The organism is Streptomyces poriferorum (assembly GCF_019399235.1).
Lineage (GTDB): Bacteria > Actinomycetota > Actinomycetes > Streptomycetales > Streptomycetaceae > Streptomyces > Streptomyces poriferorum.
Window position 1 is genome coordinate 1 of the sequence record NZ_JAELVH010000044.1, and the last position, 14,958, is coordinate 14,958.

Here is a 14,958-nt window from a genome sequence, read left to right on the forward strand (position 1 = left end):
GCCCCCGCGCCCCCCGCTGCCGCAGCCGGTGAACCCCCGACCGCAGCTGCTCCAGGCTGCCGCGCTCCTCCTCGTCGGGCTACAGAATCAGGACGCCGAACTCGTCCTGACCGCGGAGCAGATCGACTTCCTCACCCCGGGCGTGGCCGCCTGGTTCGAGCGGGGCGCCTCGCCCGCCGCCGTACGCAAGGCGCTCACCGAGGACCTGCCCAGGCCCGTGCGGTTCCCTGCACAGCTGATGAGGCACCGGCTCACCGTGTCCCTGCCGTCCGGGCGCTCGCTGCCCGCCGCGTACCTGCCCGTGCCGATGCAGAACTGCGACGGCTGCGACCGGGCGTTCAGGGCTCCGGAACCGGGCACCTGCGACGAGTGCGCAGGGGCCACGGACACGTACCCACTGAACAGCTGCGGTTGAATGGGCCGGTGAACGAGACCGCAGCGCTCCTCCTCCGTCAGGCCCTCCGTCGCACTCAGGAGGCCACCCGCGAACGTACTGCCACGGGACGCGGCCCGGAGGATGCCGATGACGTCGCCGGTACGTTCTCAACGGACGGTGCGCTCGGCTTCGATCCGCTGCCCCTGCTGCGGGCTCTGTACGAGGCCGGGTCGCGCGCGGTGGTCATCGGTCAGGTCGCCGGGATCATGCACGGCTCGACCGATCTGACGGGTGACCTCGACCTGTTGTGGGACGGCTCGCCCGAAGAGGGACGTGCCCTGCGTGAGGCCCTGGCCGCCACAGGCTGCACGACTCTGCCCGCGCTGGACCGGCCGCAGGTGGAGTACCAGGTGCCCGGCGTCAGCGGCGATCTGTGCACGCCCGCCCTCCCCTGGGGCGACATGGATGTCCTGTCCTGCCTCCCCCGGGCCGTCAGCACCCGTGACCCTGAGGGATTCGCCATCAGGTACGTCGACTTGGACGATCTGATCCGTATGCGGCGCGCTCTCGGCCGACCGAAGGATCTCCGTCGCGCGGCTGAACTTGAGGCCTTGCGCCCTTGAGGCACGCAGCCGCGGGTGGTCTCGTACGGATGATCACCCCTCCGGGATGTACCGGACGTCCTTGAGAGGCGCTGTGGGCTGTGCGCCGAACTTTTCCACGTGGGCGCCCCCGGTGCTGTGGTGCACCACCTGGAGGGCGACGCGGGTGTCCCATTCGCGCAGGTCGATCCGCACTCGGGGGGAGCCGCTCTCCGGCTTCATGTCCACGATCAACTCATTGGGGTATCCGGCGCGATTGAGTGCGGCTCGCACCTCGGCGGCGTTCTCGCCGGTGTCCTTGAGTGCGGTCGTGACGTGTGCGGCGAACTTGTCCGCGTAGCAGTTCTCCGGCTTGGTGAGCGTGACCGGCTCCAGAAGGTTCCCGTCGGGCATGGGCGGTGCGGGGTCGTCGGTGGCGGGCGGATCGCCGGGCAGGGTAAGGCGGTCGCCGGGCGGAGCATTGCGGGCAAGCGCAGGCGTTCCTAGCGCCAGGGATCGAGGGCAAGCTTGCCCTGGGTCTCGCCCGCTTCGAGGCGCTGGAGCACCGCCGGTCCTTCGGCCAGGGGATGGACGTGTGGGGTGCCGGGCGGGTAGACGCCCTGGGCGATGAGAGCCTCGATCTCGACGAGCAACGACTGGTAGAGGGACGGGGCCGCGACCGCCAGCGCGCCGATGTGCAGGCCCTTGATCTGGACCTGGTGGGTGAAGACCAGGTCGTGTGTGGTCAGAGTGGCGTCACCGGAGGCGGCGCCGAACACGACGATGCGTCCGGTGAAGGGCCTGGTGACCGCGAGGCCGGCCCGGAACGTGGCTTGGCCCACCGATTCCAGGACCAGGTCGACCCCGCCGGTCAGGCGGATGATCTCCTCAGCCAGATCGGGGCGCCGGCTGTCCAGCACTTCGTCGGCGCCGAGCTCTTTGACAGCTGCGTGCTTCGCCGGTGAGGCCGTTGCGATCACCCGCGCACCGTAGTGGCGGGCAAGACGAACCGCGGCCTGCCCCACGCCGCCGGCCGCGGCGTGGACGAGCACCACCTCACCCGCCTTGACCTCGCCCAACGGCTTCAGTGCCGCCAACGCGGTGGCCCAGTTCAACACCAGGCCAAGAGCCTGGGCGTCACTCCAGCCGGGCGGCACAGGAAGCACACCCGCCGCCGGCATCGTCATGTACTGCGCGAAGGCGCCCGGTCCGGCTCCGACGACGTGGGTGCCGAGCGGCAGCGGATTCTCGACGTCCTGGCCGACTCCCACGATCTCACCGGCGGCCTCGAAGCCCGCCACGTAGGGGGCCTGCGGACCTCCCCCGTAGGTGCCATGGGTCTGCATGACATCGGCGAAGTTGACCCCGGCCGCACCGACGCGGATCAAGTACTCGCCGGATCCCGGGGTGGGGCGGTGGCGATCCGTCGTGAGGGTCAAGTCCGTCGGCCCCTGGTGCGACTGCTGGACCAGGGCTCGGACGTTCTGCTCGATGGTGTTCTGCTGCCTGTTGGTCTCCATGCAACCGACCCTAGGAACTTCACACTTGCGTCAAGGTCAAGCGGCTGTCAGAGATCAGTACGGCGGGCCTCTCCCAGGTAGGCGTCGAGTGCCGCCTGCTGATCGCTGAGCACGGCGATGCGAGCAGCAAGCCGATCGCGATAGCCCTGCACCTCGTGCAGGAACTCCGAGCACACCGCCTCGGTGCCGGCATCGGATCCGTCAGTGAGGCCGGGCAGGACGTCCCTGATCAACCTCACGGGCAGCCCGGACTCCAGCAGCGAGCGGATGACGAGCACCCGGTCGATGGTGGACTGGCAGTAGTCACGGAAACCGTTGCTGAAACGGCCAGGGACGATCAGACCCTCGTTCTCGTAGTGCCGCAACGATCGCGCACTCACGCCGCTGGCTCTGGAGGCTTCGCTGATCTTCATACCTGCTGTCAACGTCCGGCCGCACTGGAATCTTCCGGCCCCGCAACGAACGGGTTGACGACCTGCTCAGGCGTCGACAACCTCATGTCCCGCACCAACCAGCCTTCGGGACGCGGACGTTGGTGACGGCGGGGCGGCCGCGAAGTGGTCGTCGGCCTGGGCCGGTCGCAGCGTGATTCTCGTGACCTTCCGGTTCGCTGTGCTGACCTCGATCGTGGCGAGGGGATGTCCTCCCGGGGCGATGAGATACACCGGTTTGTTGTTGACGGTGAGTCTGCAAGCCGACTGAATGCGATCACGGAAGTGCACGGTCTCGTTGGCAATGTCGACAGCACCGATGACGGCGGTGCGGGCTCCGCGAGGCAGGAGTGCCGCGTCGGCGTCGCGGACGCTGTCGGGCGCGAGCAGTTGGATCATTCTGCGCGTATCCCCGGTTCGGGCTGCCGCAAGGAAGGCTTCGACGATCTGCTGGTCCGGCCGACCGTTCTGTTCCGAGGCGCGCTGAGGGTTGTCGAGGCGTTGCCGGGCCCTGCTGGCGTGCTTCTTGGCGCCGGACGCTGTCCCGCCCAGCACGTGCGCAACCTGGTCGAACGGCACGGAGAACAGGTCATGCAGGACGTACGCGACCCGTTGGGATGGGGTCAACTGGTTCAACAGGACCATGAGGGCCCGGGAGACGTCCTCCGTACGCAGGACCGCTTCGTCCGCGGCCAGCTCCGCGGCCGGGATGGCGTCCGCGAGCAGCGGTGCGTCGTTGCGACGGCGCCGGGCGCGCAGCTCGTCCAGGCAGACTCTCGCGGTGACAGTCGTGAGCCAGGCTGACGGGTTCTCAATCGTTGCTGAGGACCGGGAAGTCATGACCCGCAGCCATGCCGTCTGGACAGCGTCCTGGGCGTCATGGGCCGAGCCGAGCATGCGGTGGGCAGCCGACAGCAGATGCGGTCGTGCGGTCTCGAATTCTTCGACCGTGATCGGCATGGGTGTCACCTTTCCGGACTTGCGGACGTCAGGACGGTCGGTTCAACCCATTCCTGTTCGCATCCCGAGGAGATGACAACGTCATGAGCCTACAGATGGTGCGGTTCCGCACCGACAACGGCACAGCTGCCGAGTTCCGGTCGCACCTTGTCAGGGTGTTTGCCGCCCTCCGAACGGCATCACCCCAGGGCGTCGTCTGCACGGCGTACGCCAGTGAGCCGGGGCCGGACTTCATCCTGGCCCTCGAAATGGAGGAGCCGGCGGAGAACCCGGTGGCGGGACTGCCGCAAGCCGCTCAGTTGCGCGACCGGACCGGCCGCGCCGTGGGAGCGCCGGTTCTGCCAGGACCGTTCACCGTCGTGGGGTCGTACCACTCGTGAACTCCGTACTGGTCATCGCCACTGTTGGGTGCGTCGTCGCGAACGCGCTCATCGCGATCGCGGACTACGCCCGGGCACCGTTCGTGCTGGCGAACTCCGCAGAGGTTGGACTCCCCCCAACTGCGCTGCCGTACCTGGCAACCCTCAAACTCGCGGGCGCCGCCGGCCTTCTCATGGGGCTGCTCGGGTTCCACTGGCTGGGTCTGGCGGCAGGAGCCGGCTTGACCGTGTTCTTCATCGGCGCGGTCCTGGCTCATGTCCGCGCACGCGTCTTCTGCAACATCGCTTTTCCCGGCGGCTTTCTCCTACTCGCAGTCGCCGGCACCACCTTCTTCGTGGGCGAACTATGACCCACGCCGACGCACCCGCTCGGTGGCAGGCCGTCCCGGGGGACGGGCGATCCCTACGCCTCGCCCTCTCTGAAATTCCGCCGGTCGGCGGTTCCCCAGTACCACCCCAGAGAAGCCGGGCGAGGCGTAGGGATCTCCGGAACCGTATGTCGGGGCCATTACTGGGGCATTACTCGCGCGTTACACGCTAACCGGCCCGGGCCGCGCGGGTGTTCGCGCACATGACTGAGCCGGCGCCCCCGCAGTGGTGCGGGGACGCCGGCTCAGAGGAGGGTGCTGGGTATCAGGCGTTGTCGATGGTCAGGGTGATCGCCGAACGGATGGCGGTGTAGGAGCCCGACACCTCGTTGCCGACGAGGCCCGCCGTGCGGTCGGTGCCGTAGGCGTCGAAGGGCAGGGTGACGATCTCGTCCTTGCCGTCGCCGTCGAGGTCGGCCACGAAGTGCTCGCGTGCGCCCCAGGCGTTGAAGCCGGTGACGGCCGTCTGGTAGGCGCCCTCGTCGGCCTGCAGGACCTCGGGCTTGTAGAGGGCAACGAACGTTTCGCCACTGCGGACGAGGATGCGGGCGCCGTCGGGGCCGGTGGCGAAGGAACCGCTGCGGATCTCGCCTATGGCCAGAGGCCTGCGGTCCAGGCCGCCCGCACCGTAGGTGCGGAGCGAGGCGAGGCTGTTCTCCACCAGGCCCTCGGGGCCCGTCATCCAGTTGGCGAGGGTGGCGTAGCCACCCGCGACGGCCTCGTGCAGGAGCTTGCCGGTACGGCCGTCCCGGATCTGGACCATATTGGTCAACTGGTTGGCATACTGCTGCTCGGAGTTGCTGCGCACCACGTAGGTGAAGACCACCGCGTGGCCGTCGGCGTACGGGATGCCGGACGAGGCGAACGTGCCGGCGCGCAGCGGCATGCCGAGGATGTTGCCCTGGCTGGTGCTGGGTGCCTTCGGGGTGAACGACCAGGCGGCCGAGCCGTTCTTGCCGTTCAGCGCGACGCCGCCCACGGCGACCGGAGCGGTGGGGCCCTGGCCACGGGTCTGGTACTGGGCGTAGATCTTGCCGTCGGCGGCCGACAGGTCGGCGAACGCCGGGGTGCCGATCGACGCCGGGACCGTGTACTCCCACTTCAGGGAGCCGTTGCCCTCGTAGGCACGGACCTTGTCGGTCGCCACGGTCACCTCGGCGACGCCGTCGCCGTCGAGGTCGGAGGCGACGACGTTGCGGACGTACTCGCCGGCGCCCGCCTCGATGACGGTGCGGACCTTGCCGGTGCGGGCGTCGACGATGGCGGTCGCCGTACTCGCGGCGACGATCAGCTCGTCGCGTCCGTCACCGGTGGTGTCGGCCTTGATGACCTGGACCACGCGGCCGGGCAGCGTCGTCGACCACAGCCGCTTCGGCTGACCGGCGACCATCGACGTGCCGTCGTAGGCGTACAGGCCGTTGGACGAGCCGCCGAGGACGACGTCGTTCTTCTTGTCGCCGTTGATGTCCGTGGTGGCGGCGGTGGTGGGGACGCCTTCCAGCGGCTGCACGGCCTTCTCCGCGCCGTTGCCGAGGTTGTAGACGCGTACGTTCTGGTCGGTGTCGACGGTCCGTATCCGCCACGAGCCGTCCTTGAACGGCTCGGTGAACAGAGGCGAGCCGATGACGCCGCTCTTCTCCCACTTCACGGCACCCTTGGTGCCGCTGAGAACGGAGATCTTGGCGTAGTGGGAGCCGTAGCGGTTCTCGGCGGCCTGGCGGTCCGCCTCGTCCAGGTAGGTGGCGACGATCTTGCCGTCGGCCGCCTTCAGGCCCCAGGCGGCGGCGACGTCGCCCTCGTCGCCCGTCCGCTTGACGGTGTGCGCCCAGAGCAGGCTCGCGTCGTCGCCGTCGAGTGCGCGGACACTGTTGGTGTTCATGTCGGGAACCGGGCTGTACTTGGACTCCGCGAGCGTCGACTCGCTGACCGTGTACTCCGGCTTGGAGTTGCCCTGGATGTCACCGATCTCCAGCGCGAGGGGAAGCGCGTTGATCCGCTCGGTGAGGGTGGTCCGGGTGCCGTCGGCGATGTCGTACGCGGCGATCTCGTACTTCACGCCCTCGGTGTAGTCCGACTGCTCCAGCGCCACGACGCGGTCACGCTTGGCGTCCAGGCGCAGCTGCCGTACGTAGAGGCTGCCGGTCTGCGACCACTTGACGCTGCCGTCCTCGGTGTCGATCACCAGGGTGTGGCCGCTGGGGGTCTGGTCGGTGGCGTAGTCGCGGTCCTGGTTCCAGGAGGCGGCGATCAGTCCGTCGCCCAGCGGCTGGAGCGAGCCCCACTGGACGCCGGCGTAGAGCTCGGCGTCGTGCGTCCAGGTCTGCTTCGGGGTGAGCTTGCCGCCGGTGAAGTCGAAGCGGATGCCGGTCAGGGTGGCCTTGGAGCCGGCCGGGGAGTTCATGTTGGAGAACGCGGAGTCCGCGATCACGAGCGTCTTGCCGACCAGTTTGACGTTGTAGGCGGCCGCGTAGAGCTTCGACCACAGTGTCTTGCCGGTGGCGCCGTCCAGGACCGTGACGAAGGTGCCGTTGGGCAGCGAGGAGCCGGGGGAGGTGAACGGGCGGTAGGGCAGTACGCCGACCTCGGCGGTGAACACGATGTCGTCCACGCCGTCGCCGGTCAGGTCGCCGGTGGTGACACCGTCGTCGCTGGCCATGGCGAAGGGGCTGATCGCGTTGAAGCCCATCACCACGGCGGGCGGGTAGGGCTCCTTGCTGCCGCGGGGGGACGGGGTGATCTGCCAGTCCGCGTCCAGGGACGTGGCGTCGCGCGACCAGAGCTGCTTGCCGTCGGCGTCGACGCGCTGGATCGGGCTGAGCCCGTTGACGCTGAAGTAGTCGCCCTTGGAGCCGCCGACGGGGAACGTGGCGGCCATGCCCTGGGCGCCCTCGATGCCGGACTTCTTGGTCAGCTTCCAGTTGGCGGTGGCGTCGGTCGACGCACCGGTGTCGGTTGCGGTGGCGCCCTCGCCCGCTGCGGAGGCGGTCTTGTCAGCGGTTGCCTCGGCTGCCTCGGCGGTCTGCCGGGCATCGCCCTGGCCGCGCCCGTCTCCGTAGACGTCGGGCATGAGGCGGCCGGCCATCTCGGCGGCCTGGCTGTCGGTGAGCTTCAGGAGGCCGTTGCTGTCGTCGGCGTGGACCGCCGGGGCGACGCTCAGGGCGAGGCCGGAGGCAACCAGCATGGAGGCCAGGCGCAGGCCCCGTCGTTGCGGGTTTCTCATCAGATGTCCTTCGGGGAGAAGCGGAGGGCGGTGGCGTCGCTGAGGACGGTCTCGTTGAACGAGCTGCCGAGACCGTCGGTGCCGGCCTGGTTCTCAATGCCGGTGGTCGCCGAACCGCCGCGCTGCGACACGTTGCTGCCGATGCCCTTGTACTGGAGGGTGACGGCGCCGGTGGCCTCGTCGAAGAGGGCCTCGAAGGAGACGCGTACCGACGTGTCGGAGGCGAAGGCGGCGTTGTTCCACACGATCGCGAACTGCCGGGAGCCGGTCTTGCCGGTGACGGCGGTCTGGACGCTCGACTTCTTGTCCAGGGTCAGGTCGTCCCAGAAGGCCGCGACGACGCCGTTGGGCTGGGCCGGCGCCGGCAGCGCGGTGTTGACGTAGTCGCCCAGGCGCGGCTGGAGGAAGTTGACCAGGCCGTTGGTGGTGACGGAGGCGCTGGTGTAACTCACGCCGTAGTGGCTCACCGGGAACGGCAGGCTGATCTTCGTGGCGTCCTCGTCACCGGTCAGGGCGATGCTCTTCGAGCCCTTGACCCAGGAGGAGGCGACGGGGGCGCAGGAGTAGGTGCCGGCCGCGTCCGTGCGGTTGGGCAGCTTGACGTCTGCCGTCTCGTCGCCGTCGACCTTCAGCGCGCCGTTGTAGACGCCGTTGCACACGACCGGGGCGGCCGGGGCGACGGACAGCGTGTAGGCGCCCTCGGCGACCTTCGGCAGGGTGAACAGGCCCTGGCTGTCGGTCGTGACCGCCGCGACCGGGGTGCCGGTCACGGAGACGGTGGCCTTCGCGAGCGGCCGGCCGGTGACGTCGAGGACCTTGCCGGTCACCTGGTGCGCCGGCACGGGGGTGAGCGCGAGGTCCTGCGTCAGGGGCTGACCCGTGGCCAGTTCGACGCCGGACACCGTGCCGGTCACGTAGCCGTAGGAGCCGGCCGAGAAGCTGTAGGTGCCCGGGAGCAGCGACAGCCGGTAGGAGCCGTCGGTTCCGGTGGTCACCGAGCGGTTCGTGGAGTCGTTCACGGCCTTGACGGTGACGCCCGACAGCGCGGCGCCGCTCGCCTTGTCCGTGATCTTTCCGGACACCGTCACCGCGGTGTGCGGGGCCTTCTCCACGGAGGCGAAGATGTCGAGCTTGCCCTCGCCCCACACGTTGTTCATGCCGGCGGTGCCGCCGCAGTGCGTGTCCTCGACGTCGCGCGCGCCCTCGTTCAGGAGCGCGCGGGTGCCCTCGATGTCACCGATGAGCGAGGGGGCCGCCGACCACAGCAGCGCGACCGCGCCCGCGACGTGCGGGGTCGCCATCGACGTACCGCTGATGGTGTTGTACTGCGAACCGGGCCAGGTGGCCGTGACGTCGACGCCGGGTGCCGAGATGTTCGGCTTCGCGAGGCCGTCGATCGGGGAGGGGCCGAAGCCGGAGAACTTGGCGATCTTGCCGGCGGAGTCATACGCGCCCACGCCGTAGGAGGCGACCTGAGCGCCCGGCGGGTGCGTGGTGGAGCAGGTGACGCCGTCACCGTCGTTGCCGGCTGCGAACGCCTCGAAGATGCCTGCGGAGTTCCAGGCCTCGACGATGTCCTTGTAGAAGGTGTTGTCGTCACCGCCCCAGGAGTTGTTGACGATGTTCGGCGCGAGGTCCGGGCGCGGGTTCTGCCCGTTGTGGTCGGTCGGGGCGAGGATCCACTGCCCGGCCTTGAGGAGGTAGTCGTCCGTGCACTTGTCGGACTCGCAGCCCTTGGCCGCGATCCACTTCGCGTCGGGGGCGACACCGATGCCGTGCTTGCCGACCATCGTGCCCATCGTGTGGGTCCCGTGGCCCTGGTTGTCGCACGGTGCGCCGTCGGCGCCGCAGACCCCGGACGGGTCGTAGAAGTTGTAGTCGTGCGTGAACGAGCCGTCGCCGTTGTTGCCCCGGTACTGCTGCACCAGGTCCGGGTGGTCGTACTGCACGCCGGAGTCGACGTTGGCGATGACGATGCCCTCGCCGCGGTTGTCGTACTGCGACCAGACCTGGTCGGCCTTGATGTCCTTGATACCCCACTCCGGGGTGTCGTCGCCCGTGGCGGAGGAGTCGGTCCCGGCCTGGGTGCGCTTCGCGGTGACCTTGCTGTCGGACGTCTCGATGTCGTCGAGCTTGTACGTCCGCGCCTTGACGATCCTGGCCACGTCGGAACGCTTCGCCAGCTCGTCCACGAGTGCCTGGTCGCCGGTCACCTGGACCGTGTTGGCGATCCAGTAGTCCTGGTGCCCGACCTTCTTCTTGTCGAGGAAGGTGGTGAGTGAGCGCTGGCCCGTGTGCGCGGTGTCGCGCAGCGCCTTGTAGGCGGCCCGGGCCGCCTGGGCGTGGGTCGTCTTGCGCTTGGCGGCCGTGAGGTCGGCCTGGTCCTTGAGCACGACGAAGAAGCGGGCGTCCGCGCCGTTGCGCACGGCGGACGCGAGTCCGGCGTCGATCTTGGCCGATGCCGGGCCCGACGGTTCGGAGTCGGCGGAGTTGGCAAGGGCGGGTACGGGACTGGCCAGCAGCGCGGCGGCCGCGCCGAGCGAGGCCACCGCCCACACGGCACGTCTACGCCTGGGCGATCGGGGCAGGTGCATCGAGGCACTCCTCCGGGGGAAGGCAGTCGGGTGCCCGGACCCTAGGAGGCCGCCGTTACTCGGCCATTACAGCCCACTTGATCGCACCGAGTCCGCGCCGGTACGAAGCTGCCGGGCAACTTCCTTGGCGCGGTGGGCGGTCGGGGGCAGGGGCCGCCGCTCAGCGCGCGCCGAAGGCCGCCTCGAACCCATCCACCGTGGGGGCGATGACAAGCGCGCTCCCCCGCAGGTCCTCGGGCAGTTGAGAGCGACCGTCCTCGTCGAAGATCAGCGCGTCTCCGTCCTGGGGCAGGATCGCGGACCCGAGGGCCGCCGCCGGCCCGGCGAGCACGCCGCTCATCGCGCCTCGCGCGAAGTGGGTCGCCGTCACACAGGACATGCCCTCTTCGCCGTGAACCGGGTGATAGAGGTCCGCCTCGCCCCCGTCCTCCGCGCGGAGTCGGGAGAAGTCCTCCGGGCAGCCCTCCACCACGTACGGCGCGGTCGCCTGCCGGAACCGTTCGGTGTCCAGGGCGACGACCTCGCCGTCCACGAAGCGGAGCAGGAAGATGCTTCAACTCACGGGCCCACTCTGCCATCGCCATGACCTGCCGGACGGGGCCCCGAGCAGTCGGCGTGAACGCCGCGTGGCCGTGCGACCATTCCGCCGTGACTCCTGAGCAGATATCCGAATCCGCCGGTCCGGCCGAGCGCCGACTGGCCGGGGTGGCGCTCAATCCGGCCGCACCCGTCGACGTCCTGCTGCGGCTGCTGGCCGGCGGGTCCGCGGCCGTACGGATGGCGCTGTGCCGGGACCGGGCGCTGCCCGGTCCCGTGGTGGACGCGGTCGTGGCCCACCCGGACGGGACCACGCGAGGCTTCTTCGCCGAGAACCCGTACGCCGGTCCGGAGCAGCGGGCACGGCTGGTGGACGATCCGGAGTATCGCGTACGGGGAAGTCTGGCCCGGGAGCCCCGGGCCGGCGGCACGTGCATGCCCCGGCCGTTGCCGGACCGGACCGTCGTACGGATCATCGAGACGTACGAGAGCGACCACCTGTGGGAGCTCAACCGGTTGGTCTCACCCGGTCTGCAGCGTGCGATGACCACTCACCCCTCGGCGAAGGTCCGCTGCATGGGGATCGGCCGCCTCTCCTGGAAGTCCCTGACACCCGACGTACAGGACGCCCTGCTGGCAGACCCGGACCCGGAGGTGCGGAAGTCGGCCGACGAAAGCCGACGCTCGTACGAACGGCTCCGCGACCCGGACGCGGTGCGGGAGAGCCTGCCCGCGCACCCCTGCCATGCGCACACGCACCTGCTGATGTACGGAGCACTCGCCCCGGACGTCGTGGCGGCGGCGCTGCCACGGCACGCGTGGTTGATCGCCCGCAATGACAGTCTGCCGCCGGAGACCGTGGCCCTGCTGGCCGCCCACCCCGACCCCAAGGTGCGCACCCGCGTCGCCACCCGGCCCGACCTGGGGCCGGCCGAGCGCAGCGCACTCGCCGTGGATCCCGGCCCGGAGGTGCGCCTCGCCCTCTCCGTACACCCGGCGCTGACCGAGGCGGAACGGGCCGCGATCGACTACGAGGTAGAGCAGGGCGGGCCGTTCCTCCACAGCCCGCCGTACGACCCGGAGTTGCTGCCCGACCCGGAGCAGATCCGCGCCCTCGCCCTGTCCGCCCACCCGCTCCTGCGTCGGCGGGCCGCTCGCGAGCCGCATCTCCCCGCCGACCTGGTCGCGCTCCTCGCGGACGACTCCGACCTCGGCGTCCGGGTCCTGCTCGGCCAGAACCATCCGGACGCCCCGGCCGCGCTGCTGCTCCGCTGCTTCCTGGAGTACACCGGCTGCGACCGGTGGCATCTGACCGGGCACGGCAACTTCCCCCGCGCCGGACTCGCCCGGTTCGCCGGCGACGAGGATCCGGCGGTCAGGCGGCTGGCCCTGCTCGACCCCGGGACGCCCGGGGACGTCGCCGACCGGCTCACCCGCGACCCCGACCCCCAGGTCCGCGCGGACGCGGCCCGCCACCCGCGGCTGCCGCAGGACCGCATCGCGGCGCTGCTCGACGACCCGGAGCTCGGGCGGCGGGCCGCGGCGAATCCGGCGCTGCCGGTCGCGACGATGTACGCGCTGATCGCCGCGGCTCCTGGGGAGGGTGCCGGGGCGGACCGCTGACCAGGGCCGGTGGCGCATCCGGTGGCGGACCGTCCGGGTGGGGTCGGCCGCTGGACGGGGCAATGGCACGTGTCGCCTCGGGGCCGGCGCGCCGCCGCTGCCCAGGATGCCCGTATGAGACCCATGACCAAGCGCTTTGCCGCGCTGCGCGCACGCGCCCGCGCCACCGGCGCGGCCTGCGCCGTGCTGGCGACCGTCGTCCCCGCCTTCACCCTCGGCCTGAGCGCGGCACCCGCCGCCGCCGCGCCGCTGCCCGGCGGCCTGGGCCCGTGCGTGCCGGGCGACTGCCCGGACCCGTTCCCGCCGATCAACAACGGGGACTTCGCGGGCCGGGACGACGCGATCAACATCTACGTCGGGGACGACTTCCTCGTACGCGGCCGGGCGGCCGAGGCCGAGGGCCGGGTCGTGGTGCTCGACGACTTCGACCAGGACAAGGACCCGGAGGCGGGCGGTTCGTACAACCTCGGGATCGTCGGTGTCGGATCCCGTGTCCCGCCGCCCGTCGACTCCGACTTCCTGACCACCGGCGGAGACGTGACGATCGCCGCCGGCGAGACCCTCGACACGACGGGCGGCATCGTCGACGAGGTGGGCACCGTGCGCTACGCCGGTACGCAGACCGGCACCGTCACCGGGGCCCTCGTCCAGGACCCGGACGCCGCGGCACCCTACGTGGACCTGCGCGACCAGCTCACCGACGCCAGCCAGTGCTACGCGCGGCCCGGCGGAGAGCTCCGGACCCCGACCGGGACCGCGGTCAACCAGGGCACGCAGACGCTCTTCACGGGTGACGGGACGTCCGCCCTCCAGGTCTTCAACGTCGACTTCGACATGACGGCCGACGGCGGCGGCCAGCAGGGAGTCGTCTTCGCTCCCGACAGCATCCCCGACGACGCGACGATCCTGGTCAACGTCATCGGGGCCGACCGTGCGATCAACACCTACAGCGGCGGAATCGCGGACACCGACCCGCTGAACGCCTACCGGGAACGCCTCCTGTGGAACTTCCCGGACGCCACCACCGTGGACCTCGCGGGGACCGGCCAGTTCCAGGGCAGCTTCCTGATGGGCGAGCAGTCCTCGATGACCACCGTGTCCCTTCCGGGCGTCAACGGCAGGTTCTTCACCACCGGTTCGGTGACGCACACCAGCTCCGCGACCGGCGGTGGCGGCCAGGAGTTCCACGCGTACCCGTTCAACGGCGACCTCCCGGACTGCGACGGACCGCAGCCGGTCACGGGTGAGGTGCGCGTCCTGAAGACGGACGCGGAGACCGGCGACCCGCTCGCCGGTGCCGACTTCGAACTTTGGCGCGAGACCAACGGCGTCGACGGCCTCCAGACCACCGGCACCAACCCCGACACCCTCGTGGACAGCTGCACCACACCCGCCAACGGCGTCTGCGCCGAGACCACCACGCCCGGCACGTACTACTGGCGCGAGACGGCAGCACCCGACGGCTACGAACTGCCGGACCCGGCCGTGTTCGGCCCGCTCGTGCTGACCGAGGACAACGCCGACACCGGAGTCCAGGTCGAGGCCACCAACACCGAAGAGCCCGTACCGCCGGTCACCGGTGAGGTGCGCGTCCTCAAGACCGACGCGGAGACCGGCGACCCGCTCGCCGGAGCCGACTTCGAACTTTGGCGCGAGACCAACGGCGTCGACGGCCTCCAGACCACCGGCACCAACCCCGACACCCTCGTGGACACCTGCACCACACCGGCCAACGGCGTCTGCATCGAGACCACCACGCCCGGCACGTACTACTGGCAGGAGACAGCGGCTCCCGACGGCTACGAACTGCCGGACCCGGCCGTGTTCGGCCCGCTCGTGCTGACCGAGGACAACGCCGACACCGGAGTCCAGGTCGAGGCCACCAACACCAAGGAGCCGGTGCCGACGGTCACGGGTTCGCTCACCCTGGAGAAGACGGACGCGAAGAACGGTCAGCCGCTCGCCGGAGCCGTCTTCGAGCTGTGGCGCGAGACCAACGACGTGCCCGGCCTGCAGACGGCCGGAACGAACCCCGACACGCTCGCCGACGCGGGGTGCTCGACCGACGACACGGGTGAGTGCACGTTCGACGACCTGCCCCTCGGTGCGTACTACCTGCGCGAGACCGCCGTACCCGAGGGCTACGTCCTGCCGGCCAACCCCGTCTCGGGGCCGTTCGAGGTGACGGAGGCCAACAGCTCGCAGGGCGTCACCGTCGAGCTGGCCAACGAGCGCGGCGAACCGTGCAAGGGCAAGGACTGCAAGAAGCGGGTCCACCAGGGCGCCCGCGCCTGACCTGATCACTCGCCCGGCCGCCCAACGATGGGCGGCCGGGCGGGGGTGCTGCTTGGCTGGCAGGACTCGGTTC

General features: G+C 70.2%; 12 protein-coding genes and 1 pseudogene. 6 read left to right on the forward strand and 7 right to left on the reverse strand.

The window, feature by feature from the left end; translation table 11 throughout:
- Nucleotides 1-415: pseudogene (locus JGS39_RS10760) on the forward strand (hypothetical protein); the annotation flags it as partial.
- Between the two features lie 8 nt (nt 416-423).
- Nucleotides 424-999, forward strand: a complete 576-nt coding sequence (locus JGS39_RS10765) for a hypothetical protein (protein ID WP_219568591.1) — start codon at nt 424-426, stop codon at nt 997-999.
- 33 nt (nt 1,000-1,032) lie between these two features.
- Here JGS39_RS10765 and JGS39_RS10770 read toward each other — a convergent pair whose 3' ends face one another.
- The 4 genes from JGS39_RS10770 to JGS39_RS10785 all read right to left on the reverse strand — a co-directional run bounded on the left by JGS39_RS10770 (nt 1,033) and on the right by JGS39_RS10785 (nt 3,868).
- Complete coding sequence (locus tag JGS39_RS10770) at nt 1,033-1,371, reverse strand: hypothetical protein (RefSeq protein WP_236064121.1); 339 nt, start codon at nt 1,369-1,371, stop codon at nt 1,033-1,035.
- A gap of 89 nt (nt 1,372-1,460) precedes the next feature.
- A complete protein-coding gene (locus tag JGS39_RS10775) occupies nt 1,461-2,477 on the reverse strand; it encodes an NADPH:quinone oxidoreductase family protein (RefSeq protein WP_219568593.1) in 1,017 nt (338 codons plus the stop codon).
- 47 nt (nt 2,478-2,524) lie between these two features.
- On the reverse strand, nt 2,525-2,890 hold the full coding sequence (locus JGS39_RS10780; RefSeq protein WP_219568595.1) for a MerR family transcriptional regulator: 366 nt from the start codon (nt 2,888-2,890) through the stop codon (nt 2,525-2,527).
- Nucleotides 2,891-2,956: 66 nt separating this feature from the next.
- Complete coding sequence (locus tag JGS39_RS10785; RefSeq protein ID WP_219568597.1) at nt 2,957-3,868, reverse strand: sigma-70 family RNA polymerase sigma factor; 912 nt, start codon at nt 3,866-3,868, stop codon at nt 2,957-2,959.
- Between the two features lie 83 nt (nt 3,869-3,951).
- Here JGS39_RS10785 and JGS39_RS10790 point away from each other — a divergent pair, with 83 nt between their 5' ends.
- Nucleotides 3,952-4,248 carry a hypothetical protein gene (locus tag JGS39_RS10790; RefSeq protein ID WP_219568598.1) on the forward strand — a complete coding sequence of 99 codons (297 nt, stop codon included), beginning with the start codon at nt 3,952-3,954 and terminating at the stop codon, nt 4,246-4,248.
- Nucleotides 4,245-4,598, forward strand: a complete 354-nt coding sequence (locus JGS39_RS10795) for a DoxX family protein (RefSeq protein WP_219568599.1) — start codon at nt 4,245-4,247, stop codon at nt 4,596-4,598. Before JGS39_RS10790 ends, JGS39_RS10795 begins: the two co-directional genes overlap by 4 nt.
- Before the next feature lie 283 nt (nt 4,599-4,881).
- Here the strand turns inward: JGS39_RS10795 and JGS39_RS10800 are convergent, their stop codons facing one another.
- The 3 genes from JGS39_RS10800 to JGS39_RS10810 form a co-directional block, all read right to left on the reverse strand.
- On the reverse strand, nt 4,882-7,836 hold the full coding sequence (locus tag JGS39_RS10800) for an FG-GAP-like repeat-containing protein (RefSeq protein ID WP_219568600.1): 2,955 nt from the start codon (nt 7,834-7,836) through the stop codon (nt 4,882-4,884).
- Entirely contained in the window at nt 7,836-10,430 is a 2,595-nt protein-coding gene (locus JGS39_RS10805; protein WP_219568601.1) for a S8 family serine peptidase, read from the reverse strand. The genes JGS39_RS10800 and JGS39_RS10805 overlap by 1 nt, the downstream gene beginning before the upstream one ends.
- A gap of 160 nt (nt 10,431-10,590) precedes the next feature.
- Nucleotides 10,591-10,962 carry a hypothetical protein gene (locus tag JGS39_RS10810; RefSeq protein ID WP_219568603.1) on the reverse strand — a complete coding sequence of 124 codons (372 nt, stop codon included), beginning with the start codon at nt 10,960-10,962 and terminating at the stop codon, nt 10,591-10,593.
- A gap of 116 nt (nt 10,963-11,078) precedes the next feature.
- Between JGS39_RS10810 and JGS39_RS10815 the strand changes: the two genes are divergently transcribed.
- On the forward strand, nt 11,079-12,590 hold the full coding sequence (locus JGS39_RS10815; RefSeq protein WP_308120315.1) for a hypothetical protein: 1,512 nt from the start codon (nt 11,079-11,081) through the stop codon (nt 12,588-12,590).
- Between the two features lie 114 nt (nt 12,591-12,704).
- A complete protein-coding gene (locus JGS39_RS10820) occupies nt 12,705-14,885 on the forward strand; it encodes a choice-of-anchor A family protein (RefSeq protein WP_219568604.1) in 2,181 nt (726 codons plus the stop codon).
- The last annotated feature ends 73 nt before the right edge of the window (nt 14,886-14,958 follow it).

Bases quoted from the DNA above. Each gene is read 5' to 3' on its own strand.
- JGS39_RS10775 (WP_219568593.1), bottom strand. From the start codon at position 2,477: ATGGAGACCAACAGGCAGCAGAACACCATCGAGCAGAACGTCCGAGCC.
- JGS39_RS10785 (WP_219568597.1), bottom strand. From the start codon at position 3,868: ATGCCGATCACGGTCGAAGAATTCGAGACCGCACGACCGCATCTGCTG.
- JGS39_RS10790 (WP_219568598.1), top strand. From the start codon at position 3,952: ATGAGCCTACAGATGGTGCGGTTCCGCACCGACAACGGCACAGCTGCC.
- JGS39_RS10805 (WP_219568601.1), bottom strand. From the start codon at position 10,430: ATGCACCTGCCCCGATCGCCCAGGCGTAGACGTGCCGTGTGGGCGGTG.
- JGS39_RS10820 (WP_219568604.1), top strand. From the start codon at position 12,705: ATGAGACCCATGACCAAGCGCTTTGCCGCGCTGCGCGCACGCGCCCGC.
- JGS39_RS10770 (WP_236064121.1), bottom strand. From the start codon at position 1,371: ATGCCCGACGGGAACCTTCTGGAGCCGGTCACGCTCACCAAGCCGGAG.
- JGS39_RS10780 (WP_219568595.1), bottom strand. From the start codon at position 2,890: ATGAAGATCAGCGAAGCCTCCAGAGCCAGCGGCGTGAGTGCGCGATCG.
- JGS39_RS10800 (WP_219568600.1), bottom strand. From the start codon at position 7,836: ATGAGAAACCCGCAACGACGGGGCCTGCGCCTGGCCTCCATGCTGGTT.